The organism is Kineococcus indalonis, from assembly GCF_009906395.1.
In the GTDB taxonomy this organism is placed as follows: domain Bacteria; phylum Actinomycetota; class Actinomycetes; order Actinomycetales; family Kineococcaceae; genus Kineococcus; species Kineococcus indalonis.
Genome location: NZ_JAAALM010000115.1, coordinates 1 through 9,291 on the forward strand (window position 1 = coordinate 1; position 9,291 = coordinate 9,291).

The 9,291-nt window shown below is 76.9% G+C and carries 13 protein-coding genes; 10 read left to right on the forward strand and 3 right to left on the reverse strand.

The window, feature by feature from the left end; genetic code table 11:
* Positions 1–37 precede the first annotated feature (37 nt).
* Complete coding sequence (locus GTR00_RS07990; RefSeq protein WP_166611099.1) at positions 38–385, reverse strand: hypothetical protein; 348 nt, start codon at positions 383–385, stop codon at positions 38–40.
* Positions 386–446: 61 nt separating this feature from the next.
* Here GTR00_RS07990 and GTR00_RS07995 point away from each other — a divergent pair, with 61 nt between their 5' ends.
* From GTR00_RS07995 to GTR00_RS24910, 5 genes are all read left to right on the forward strand, one after another.
* Positions 447–1,592, forward strand: coding sequence for a histidinol-phosphate transaminase (locus GTR00_RS07995; protein WP_323132324.1), 1,146 nt, complete (start codon positions 447–449; stop codon positions 1,590–1,592).
* Positions 1,589–2,188: an imidazoleglycerol-phosphate dehydratase HisB gene (hisB, locus tag GTR00_RS08000; RefSeq protein ID WP_166611101.1), complete on the forward strand. Its 600-nt coding sequence runs from the start codon at positions 1,589–1,591 to the stop codon at positions 2,186–2,188. The genes GTR00_RS07995 and hisB overlap by 4 nt, the downstream gene beginning before the upstream one ends.
* Positions 2,185–2,826, forward strand: coding sequence for an imidazole glycerol phosphate synthase subunit HisH (gene hisH, locus GTR00_RS08005; RefSeq protein ID WP_166611102.1), 642 nt, complete (start codon positions 2,185–2,187; stop codon positions 2,824–2,826). Before hisB ends, hisH begins: the two co-directional genes overlap by 4 nt.
* A gap of 84 nt (positions 2,827–2,910) precedes the next feature.
* Positions 2,911–3,663 carry a bifunctional 1-(5-phosphoribosyl)-5-((5-phosphoribosylamino)methylideneamino)imidazole-4-carboxamide isomerase/phosphoribosylanthranilate isomerase PriA gene (priA, locus tag GTR00_RS08010; RefSeq protein ID WP_166611103.1) on the forward strand — a complete coding sequence of 251 codons (753 nt, stop codon included), beginning with the start codon at positions 2,911–2,913 and terminating at the stop codon, positions 3,661–3,663.
* Between the two features lie 56 nt (positions 3,664–3,719).
* Positions 3,720–4,463: an SseB family protein gene (locus GTR00_RS24910; RefSeq protein ID WP_205705330.1), complete on the forward strand. Its 744-nt coding sequence runs from the start codon at positions 3,720–3,722 to the stop codon at positions 4,461–4,463.
* Positions 4,464–4,504: 41 nt separating this feature from the next.
* Here the strand turns inward: GTR00_RS24910 and GTR00_RS08020 are convergent, their stop codons facing one another.
* Positions 4,505–5,086 (reverse strand): DoxX family protein, encoded by a 582-nt coding sequence (locus tag GTR00_RS08020; RefSeq protein ID WP_323132325.1) that lies wholly within the window; start codon positions 5,084–5,086, stop codon positions 4,505–4,507.
* A gap of 116 nt (positions 5,087–5,202) precedes the next feature.
* Entirely contained in the window at positions 5,203–5,583 is a 381-nt protein-coding gene (locus tag GTR00_RS08025; protein WP_240899641.1) for a DUF1844 domain-containing protein, read from the reverse strand.
* A gap of 295 nt (positions 5,584–5,878) precedes the next feature.
* Here GTR00_RS08025 and infC point away from each other — a divergent pair, with 295 nt between their 5' ends.
* From infC to GTR00_RS08050, 5 genes are all read left to right on the forward strand, one after another.
* Entirely contained in the window at positions 5,879–6,505 is a 627-nt protein-coding gene (infC, locus tag GTR00_RS08030) for a translation initiation factor IF-3 (RefSeq protein WP_166611110.1), read from the forward strand.
* 37 nt (positions 6,506–6,542) lie between these two features.
* Positions 6,543–6,737 (forward strand): 50S ribosomal protein L35, encoded by a 195-nt coding sequence (gene rpmI / locus GTR00_RS08035; RefSeq protein WP_166611104.1) that lies wholly within the window; start codon positions 6,543–6,545, stop codon positions 6,735–6,737.
* 94 nt (positions 6,738–6,831) lie between these two features.
* On the forward strand, positions 6,832–7,218 hold the full coding sequence (gene rplT / locus GTR00_RS08040) for a 50S ribosomal protein L20 (RefSeq protein ID WP_166611105.1): 387 nt from the start codon (positions 6,832–6,834) through the stop codon (positions 7,216–7,218).
* A gap of 73 nt (positions 7,219–7,291) precedes the next feature.
* Positions 7,292–8,146, forward strand: coding sequence for a TrmH family RNA methyltransferase (locus tag GTR00_RS08045; protein ID WP_323132326.1), 855 nt, complete (start codon positions 7,292–7,294; stop codon positions 8,144–8,146).
* Positions 8,147–8,230: 84 nt separating this feature from the next.
* Positions 8,231–9,291, forward strand: a 1,061-nt coding sequence (locus tag GTR00_RS08050) for a sensor histidine kinase (RefSeq protein ID WP_166611106.1), incomplete at its 3' end; no start/stop codon positions are given.

Here is a 9,291-nt window from a genome sequence, read left to right on the forward strand (position 1 = left end):
GGGCGGGCGCTGAGCCCCCCGGCTCGCCCCCGGCGCTTCAGCGCCTCAGGACGACGACGGCCTCGGTGTCGGTGAGCCGGTCCAGGCCGGCGGTGAAGCCGGCCACCTGCGCCTCGGTGCCCACGTCCAGGGAGACCTCCTGCCCGGCCACCTCCAGCCGCACCGAGCCCTCCTCGGCCTCCAGCAGCCGCGCCTGCACCCCCAGCACCGACACCTCCGCCCCACCGGTGCGCGGGAACGTCGCCGTGCAGCCGTCCAGGGTGCACTCGGCGCGCGCCCCGCCCTGCGCGCCGCCCTCCCCGTGGGCGCCGCACGCGGCGACCCCCGCGGCCAGCGCGAGGCAGGTCAGGGCGGTGGCGGCGCGGCGCGCCAGCGGGGTGCTCACCCCGACGATGCTAGGCGGCCGGGCGGTCCGGCCGGCCGCCGCGCTCTGGGAGAATGCCGCCGTGACGACCGACACCACGCGCCCGCCGGCCCGGGGCACCACCCTGGACGACCTCCCGCTGCGCGAGGACCTGCGCGGAGAGCACCCCTACGGCGCCCCGCAGCTGCACGTGCCGGTGGTCCTCAACGTCAACGAGAACCCCTACCCGGTCGCCCCGGAGGTCGTCGCCGACGTCGCCGAGGCCGTCGCCCGCGCCGCGAGCGGCCTGAACCGCTACCCGGACCGCGAGTTCCTCGACCTGCGCGCCGACCTCGCCGCGTTCCTGCGCACCGAGTCCGGCGCCGAGCTGACCCCCGAGCAGGTCTGGGCCGCCAACGGCTCCAACGAGGTCATGCTCCACGTGCTGCAGGCCTTCGGCGGTCCGGGCCGCACCGCGCTGAGCTTCGCGCCCACCTACTCCATGTACCCGGAGTACGCGCGCGACACCCTGACCCGCTGGGTCGCCGGCCGGCGCGCGGAGGACTTCACCCTCGACGTCGAGCACGCCCGCGCGCAGGTCGCCGAGCACCGCCCCTCCGTGGTGCTGCTGGCCAGCCCGAACAACCCCACCGGCACCGCGCTGCCGCTGGCCGCGGTCGAGGCCGTCCTCGACGCCGTCGACGCCCTGCCGCAGCGCGCGGTCGTCGTCGTCGACGAGGCGTACGGGGAGTTCCGCCGCACCGGGGTGCCCAGCGCGCTGGAGCTGCTGCCGCGGCACGGCAACCTGGCCGTCTCGCGCACCATGAGCAAGGCGTTCTCCCTGGCCGGCGCGCGCGTGGGCTACCTCGCCGCCGCCCCCGCCCTCGTCGACGCCCTGCGCATCGTGCGGCTGCCGTACCACCTCTCGGCCGTCACGCAGGCCGTCGCGCGCGCCGCGCTCAAGCACTCCGCCACGCTGCTGGCCACCGTCGACGAGCTGCGCGCCCGCCGCGACGAGACCGTGGAGTGGCTGCGCGGCGAGGGGTACCGCGTCGCCGACTCCGACGCGAACTTCGCGCTGTTCGGCACCTTCGCCGACCGGCACGCGGTCTGGCAGGGCCTGCTGGACCGCGGCGTGCTCATCCGCGAGACCGGCCCCGACGGCTGGCTGCGGGTGAGCATCGGAACACAGGAGGAGATGGCGGCGTTCCGACGGGCGCTGACCGAGGTCGACGGGGAGAAGAAGTGAGCCGCACCGCGCGCGTGGAGCGCAGCACGTCCGAGTCCAGCGTCCTGGTCGAGCTCGACCTCGACGGCACCGGGCGCACCGAGATCGACACCACGGTGCCGTTCTACGACCACGTGCTCACCGCCCTGGGCAAGCACTCGCTGATGGACCTCACGGTGCGCGCCAAGGGCGACACCCACATCGACGTGCACCACACCGTCGAGGACACCGCCATCGTGCTCGGTCAGGCGTTCCGCCAGGCGCTGGGCGACAAGCGGGGCATCCGCCGCTTCGCCGACGCCACCGTCCCGCTGGACGAGGCCCTGGCCCACGTCGTCGTCGACGTCTCCGGCCGCCCCTACTGCGTGCACACCGGCGAGCCCGCCGGGCAGGAGCTGCACCTCATCGGCGGGCACTTCACCGGCTCGCTGACCCGCCACGTGCTGGAGAGCTTCGCCTTCCACGCGCAGATCGCCCTGCACGTGCGCGTCCTCGCCGGCCGCGACCCCCACCACGTCGTCGAGGCCCAGTTCAAGGCCCTGGCCCGCGCGCTGCGCTACGCCGTCGAGCCCGACCCGCGCGTGCAGGGCGTGCCGTCCACGAAGGGGGCCCTGTGAGCAGGCGCGTCGTCGTCCTCGACTACGGCTTCGGCAACGTCCGCTCCGCCGTGCGCGCCCTGGAGCGCGTCGGCGCGGACGTGGAGCTGACCGCCGACAAGAAGGCCGCGCTGGAGGCCGACGGGCTGCTCGTGCCCGGCGTGGGCGCCTTCGCCGCCGTCAACGCCGGCCTGCACGCCATCGACGGCGCCGGCATCGTCGACAGGCGCCTGGCCGGCGGGCGGCCGGTCCTGGGCATCTGCGTGGGCCTGCAGGTGATGTTCGAGACCTCCACCGAGCCCGGCGAGGGCCTGCCCGACGGGCTGGGGCAGTGGCCCGGCACCGTCGAGCGCCTGCCCGCGCAGGTCGTGCCGCACATGGGCTGGACGCCCGTGCAGGTGCCGGCCGGCTCGGTGCTCTTCGACGGCGTGGAGGACGAGCGCTTCTACTTCGTGCACTCCTACGCCGTGCAGCGCTTCGAGCTCGTGGACACCACCGGCGGCCTCGTCGAGGCGCCGAAGGTGACGTGGGCCGAGCACGGCACCCGCTTCGTGGCCGCCGTGGAGAACGGCGCGCTGGCCGCCACCCAGTTCCACCCCGAGAAGTCCGGCGACGCCGGCGCGCAGCTGCTGCGCAACTGGGTGGGCTCGCTGGGCTGAGGCGGGCCGCCCCGGGCACCGGGCGGTGGCGCCGCCCGGTGCCCGGGGCGGCGGGGCTCCGCGGCCTCCGTAGACTGCCCGCCCGTGACCAGCGCCCCCTCCTCGCCAGCTCCCCGCCTCGAACTGCTGCCCGCCGTCGACGTCGCCGACGGCCAGGCCGTCCGCCTCGTGCAGGGCGAGGCCGGCAGCGAGACGTTCTACGGCTCCCCCCTGGAGGCGGCCCTCGCCTGGCAGGAGTCCGGCGCCGAGTGGGTGCACCTCGTCGACCTCGACGCCGCCTTCGGCCGCGGATCCAACCGCGAGCTGCTCGCCGAGGTCGTCGGCCGCCTGGACGTGGCCGTGGAGCTGTCCGGCGGCATCCGCGACGACGCCTCCCTGGAGGCCGCGCTGGCCACCGGCTGCCGCCGCGTGAACCTGGGCACCGCCGCGCTGGAGGACCCCGAGTGGACCCGCTCGGCCATCGCCCGCCACGGCGACCGCATCGCCGTGGGCCTGGACGTGCGCGGCACCACCCTGGCCGCGCGCGGCTGGACCCGCGAGGGCGGTGACCTGTGGGAGGTCCTGGCGCGCCTGGACGCCGACGGCTGCGCCCGCTACGTCGTCACCGACGTCACCAAGGACGGCACCCTGCGCGGGCCGAACACCGAGCTGCTGCGCGAGGTGTGCGCGCGCACCAGCGCACCCGTCGTCGCCTCCGGCGGCGTGTCCAGCCTCGAGGACCTGCGCGCCCTGCGCGAGCTCGTCGGGGCCGGCGTGGAGGGCGCCATCGTCGGCAAGGCCCTCTACGCGGGCGCCTTCACGCTGCCGCAGGCCCTCGACGTGGCGGGCCGGCCCTGACCGGAGCGCACCCCGGGCCGGCCGGCGGCGAGCCCCGGAGCACCGACTCCGCGGGGGTGCCCTGGGCCGGGCGCACCCTGCTGCCCAACCCCTTCACGGGCGACGAGGGCGCCCGCGCCCCCGGACTGGCGCGGGCGCTGACCGACTGGGCCGCCGCCCGCCGGGACGGGGCGGCCCCGGCGGACCTGCTGCGCGCGGAGGCGCGCGTGGTGGCCCAGCTGGCCGCGGCGCGCGTCTTCGCGCCCGTGGTGGCGGTGCTGGGCGAGCAGGACGTCGTCGCGGCCGGGCCGGCGGGGGACAAGAGCGCCGACATGGCGTTGGCGCTGCTGACGCAGCCCGACGGGCGCCGCGGCCTGCCGCTGTTCACCGACCTGGCCGCCCTTGCCGCCTGGCGCGCGGACGCCCGGCCGGTGCCGGTGCCCGCTGCCCGCGCGGCGCTGTCCGGGGTGCAGGAGGGCTGCGAGGTGCTCGTGCTCGACCCGGCCGGCCCGGTGCGCTTCGTGGTGCGCCGCACGGCGCTGTGGGCGCTGGCCCGCGAGCACGAGTGGGTGCCCGCGCCCTTCGACGGCCTCGTGGAGGCCGCCGTGGGGGAGGCGCTGGCCGGTGTGCCCAGCGTGCGCGGCGTGCGCCTGGAGGCCGCCGAGCACGCCGAGCTGCGCCTGGTCGTGGGGGTCGCCCCCGGCCTGGACCGCGAGGGGCTGGCCCGGCTGAGCGCCCGGCTGGGCGAGCGGCTGGGCGCCTCCGACGTCGTGGCCGACCGGGTGGACTCCCTGGAGCTGCGGCTGCTGCCGGCCCCCTGAGGCGCTCCCGGGCCCCGGTGCGGAGCCCGGGGGCGCGGCGGTCAGGAGGCGACCGGGTCCTGCGGCGCGTCGGCCGGCGCGTCGGCGGCCTCCCGGGCGCCCGCGTCCCCGGACACCGCCGCCTGCCGCTGGCGGATGGTCCAGGCCGCGCCCGCCCCGGCCGCCAGCAGCGCCACCGCGGGCATCCACGGCTTGTCCAGGACGTGCCCGAGCGCGTGGTCCACGGAGTAGCGGCCCGGTCCGGCCACCGCCAGCGCGGTGCTGGCCAGCGCCAGGACCGCGGGGTACTCCAGGCCCCCGGAGGTGGCCCAGAAGCCGTTGGGCGCGTGGACCGTCGCGGCCGCGGCCATGGTCGCGGCCGCGGTCGCCCCGGCGGCCGGCGTCGCCAGGCCCAGCGCGAGCAGCGCCCCGCCGCCCGTCTCGCCCAGGCCGGCCAGCAGCGCGCTGCGCCGCCCGGGGCGGAAGCCCATGGCGTGCATCGCGCCCTCGGTGCCCTGCAGCCCGCCGCCGCCGAAGGCGCCGAAGAGCTTCTGCGCGCCGTGGGCGGCCAGCGTGCCGCCCACGCCCAGTCGCAGGGCCAGTCGTGCCAGGTCGCTCCTGGCGGTGCTCACCGTGCTGCTCACCGTCTCGTCCTCCTCGGTCGGGGGGCGCTCGCCCCGCCTCCTGCGACACTCAACCACCCCCGGGCGCGGCGGGCGCGCGACGGCCCGGCGCTCCCGGCCGGCGCCGCCCGGGAGCCTCAGACGACGCTGCCGGTCAGGCGCTCGCCGGGCCCCTTGCCCGGCGGGTCGGGCACGGGGGAGGCCTCGCGGAAGGCCAGCTGCAGCGAGCGCAGGCCGTCGCGCAGGGAGCGGGCGTGCTGCCCGCCGATGTCGGGCGCGGAGGTGGTCACCAGCCCGGCCAGTGCGGTGATGAGGATGCGCGCCTCGGCCAGGTCGAGGTGGTCGGCCGCGTCGGGGCCCTCGGCCAGGCCGCACTTGACGGCCGCGGCGCTCATCAGGTGCACGGCGGCGGTGGTGACCACCTCGACCGCCGGCACGTCGGCGATGTCGCGGGCCATCTCGCGCTCGGGGTCGCCGGCCGCCGGGTCCGCCGTCGGGGGGTGGGGTTCTGGCTGCATGCTGCTACCCTGACAGGTGACCGACCGGCTCACGTCACCGGTCCGCGATCTCGCGGGCAGGCGTTCGCGGGGCCGGCACGTGAAGCGGAGGCCTCCTCCCACCCCGGCGCGCGACGCGCACCGCGGGTCCCGGTCCCTCCCCCGTCCGCGGGGGAGCTCCCCCGTCCGCGGGGGAGCAGGCGTCGTCGTCGCCCTCGTGCGTCGCGGTGCCGGATCAGGCAGGCCTCCGCGCACGTCCGAGCGCGGGGGCCTTCCCCGTGTCCGGCGGCCCCGCCCGACGACGAAGGAGCAGCACATCAGCGAGCCCCGCATCAACGACCGCATCCGTGTTCCCGAGGTGCGGCTCGTGGGCCCCAACGGTGAACAGGTCGGCATCGTGCGCGTCGAGGACGCGCTGCGGCTGGCGGACGAAGCGGGTCTCGACCTGGTCGAGGTCGCCCCCACCGCGCGACCGCCGGTCTGCAAGCTCATGGACTTCGGCAAGTTCAAGTACGAGTCCGACATGAAGGCCCGCGAAGCGCGCAAGAACCAGTCGAACACGATCCTCAAGGAGATCCGCTTCCGCCTGAAGATCGACCCGCACGACTACGGCACGAAGAAGGGCCACGTCGAGCGGTTCCTCAAGGCGGGGGACAAGGTCAAGGTGATGATCATGTTCCGCGGTCGCGAGCAGTCGCGCCCCGAGATGGGCTTCCGGCTGCTGCAGCGACTCGCGGAGGACGTCTCCGACCTGGGCAGCGTGGAGAGCTCGCCGCGCCAGGACGGCCGCAACATGGTGATGGTCATCGGGCCGCACAAGAAGAAGGCCGAGGCCAAGGCCGAGGAGCGCCGCCGGAAGGACTCCGCCGAGCAGGCCGCCGCGGTCCCGTCCGCGGACGGCGAGGGCTCGCAGCCCGACGAGGCGGCCGCCACCGCGTCCTGACGCACGGCGCGCGGCACCGACCACAGGAGAGACACCCGTGCCCAAGAACAAGACCCACTCCGGCGCCAAGAAGCGTTTCCGCCTCACCGGCTCCGGCAAGGTCATGCGCGAGCGCGCCAACAAGCGCCACCTGCTCGAGGTCAAGCCGAGCACCCGCACCCGTCGTCTCTCGATCGACGCCGTGGTGGCCCCCTCGGACGTCAAGAAGATCAAGAAGCTCCTGGGTCACTGACCGCCGCCACCACCCCGACAACCCCCGCGCGGAGCGCGCGGCCGTCCACGACGGCCCGCCGGCGCCCGCGCACCGATGATCAAGGAGAACCCCCGTGGCACGCGTGAAGCGCGCAGTCAACGCCCAGAAGAAGCGCCGCGTCGTCCTCGAGCAGGCCAGCGGCTACCGCGGCCAGCGCTCGCGGCTGTACCGCAAGGCGAAGGAGCAGGTCACCCACTCCCTCGTCTACGCGTACCGCGACCGCAAGGCGCGCAAGGGCGACTTCCGCCGCCTGTGGATCCAGCGCATCAACGCCGCCGCGCGCGCCGAGGGCATGACCTACAACCGCTTCATCCAGGGCCTGAAGGCCGCGGGTGTCGAGGTCGACCGCCGCATGCTGGCCGAGCTGGCCGTCTCCGACGCGCCCGCCTTCGCCGTCCTGGTGCAGACCGCCAAGGCCGCGCTGCCGGCCGCCCCGGCCGTCGAGGGCTCCGCTGCCTGAGCAGCGCCAGCACCACCCCGGACGCCCGGCAGCCGCCGTGCTGACCGACCCGCGCGCTGCGCGGGTGCGGTCGGTGCGGTCGCTGACCGGGCGTCCGGCGCGTTCGCGCCACGGCCGCTTCCTCGCCGAGGGCCCGCAGGCGGTCCGCGAGGCCGTCGCCGCGCACGTCGCCGCCCGCACCCCCGGGCGCGGGGGCCGGGGCGCGGCGGTGGTGCTGGAGCTGTACGCCACCGACGAGGCCGCCCGCCGGTACCCGGGGATCGTCGCCGACGCCGTGCAGCACGGCGTGCGCACCTGGACGGTCACCGAGGAGGTGCTGGCCGCGATGACCGACACCGTCACCCCCCAGGGCCTGGTGGCGGTGTGCCCGACCGCGACCGCGGACCTCGAGGACGTCCTGGCCCGCCGGCCGCGGCTGGTGGCCGTGCTGGACCGGGTGCGCGACCCCGGCAACGCGGGCACCGTGCTGCGCGCCGCGGACGCCGCCGGCGCCGACGCCGTGGTGCTCACCGCCGGCAGCGTGGACGTGTTCAACCCCAAGTGCGTGCGCTCCACGGCGGGCAGCCTGTTCCACCTGCCGGTGGTCGTCGGCGTGCCGCTGGAGCACGCCGTCACCGCCCTGCAGCGCGCCGGGTGCGCGGTGCTGGCCGCCGACGGCACCGGGGCGCTGGACCTGGACGACCTGGCCGACGCCGCCGCCACCGGTGCGGCCGCCGGCGGGACGGCCACCGGCGCGCGCGTGGACCTGGCCGCCCCCACGGCGTGGCTGTTCGGCAACGAGGCCGCCGGGCTGGACGACGCCGGCCGGGCCGCGGCCGACGCCGTGGTGCGCGTGCCGCTGCACGGGCGCGCGGAGAGCCTGAACCTGGCCACGGCCGCCGTGGTGTGCCTGTACGCCAGCGCCCGCGCCCAGCGCCGGGCGCGCTGAGGCGCAGCGCCGGGCGGCACGCCCGCGCGGCGTCGGCGTGTCGCCCGGCGCGGTGATCCGCGCCCGATGCCCTAGCCTCGCCCCGTGCCCGAGGTGAGGGGGACCACCGGGGCCGCCCCCGCGGCGGCGCCCCCACCCGTGCGCCCGCACCCGGGCGCACCCGGTGACCCGGCGCTCCTGGAGGGCAGCTCGCTGGTGCCCCTGGACGAGCTGCCCGACGGCGTGGTGCTCGTCGACGCCGACCGGCGCATCACCGCCGCCAACGCCGCCGCGGCCACGCTGCTGGGCCGCAGCCGCCAGGACCTGCTGGGCTCGGACGTGCGCCGGGCGCTGCCCCTGCAGGACACCTCCGGGCGCCGCTGGTGGGACGTGGCGGACCCCGCCCTGGACACCTCCGACGGCCACTCCGAGCGCATGCTGCTGCTGCCCGGCGGGCGCGAGCTGCTGGTGACCGCCCGCTACGTGCGCTCGGAGACCGGCCAGGTCCAGCGCGCGGTGGTCGCCCTGCGCGGCACCGGGCAGCGCCGGCGCGCGGAGTCCGACGCGGCCAGCCTCATCGCCACCGTCGCCCACGAGCTGCGCTCGCCGCTGACGTCCGTGAAGCAGTTCACCGCGAGCCTGCTGCGGCGCTGGGACCGCTTCACCGACGAGCAGAAGCGCCTGATGCTGACCACGGTGCAGGCCGACGCCGACCGCGTCACCCGCCTGGTGGGCGACCTGCTGGACGTCTCGCGGGTGGACACCGGGCGGCTGCAGGTGCACCGTCGCCCGGTGGACCTGCCCGCGCTGGTGCGCGAGCACGTGGAGCGGCTGCGGGTGGCCGGCTACGAGGACGACCGCTTCGAGCTGCGGCTGGGCGAGGGGCTGCCGGACCTGTGGGCCGACCCCGACCGCCTGGCGCAGGTGGTCACCAACCTCGTGGAGAACGCGGTGCGGCACGGCGCCGGCACCGTCGTCATCACCGTCGCCCACGACCCCGCGCTGGACCCGGCCGAGCCGGGCGAGGTGGTCCTCACCGTCGACGACGAGGGCGAGGGCGTGCCGCCGGAGAACCGCCCCTACGTCTTCTCGAAGTTCTGGCACGGCGGCAGCCGCGGCGGCACCGGCCTGGGCCTGTACGTCACCCGCGGCCTGGTGGAGGCGCA

Excerpts from the sequence above, each read along its gene's own strand:
- GTR00_RS08025 (WP_240899641.1), bottom strand. The coding sequence starts at position 5,583 with ATGCAGCCAGAACCCCACCCCCCGACGGCGGACCCGGCGGCCGGCGAC.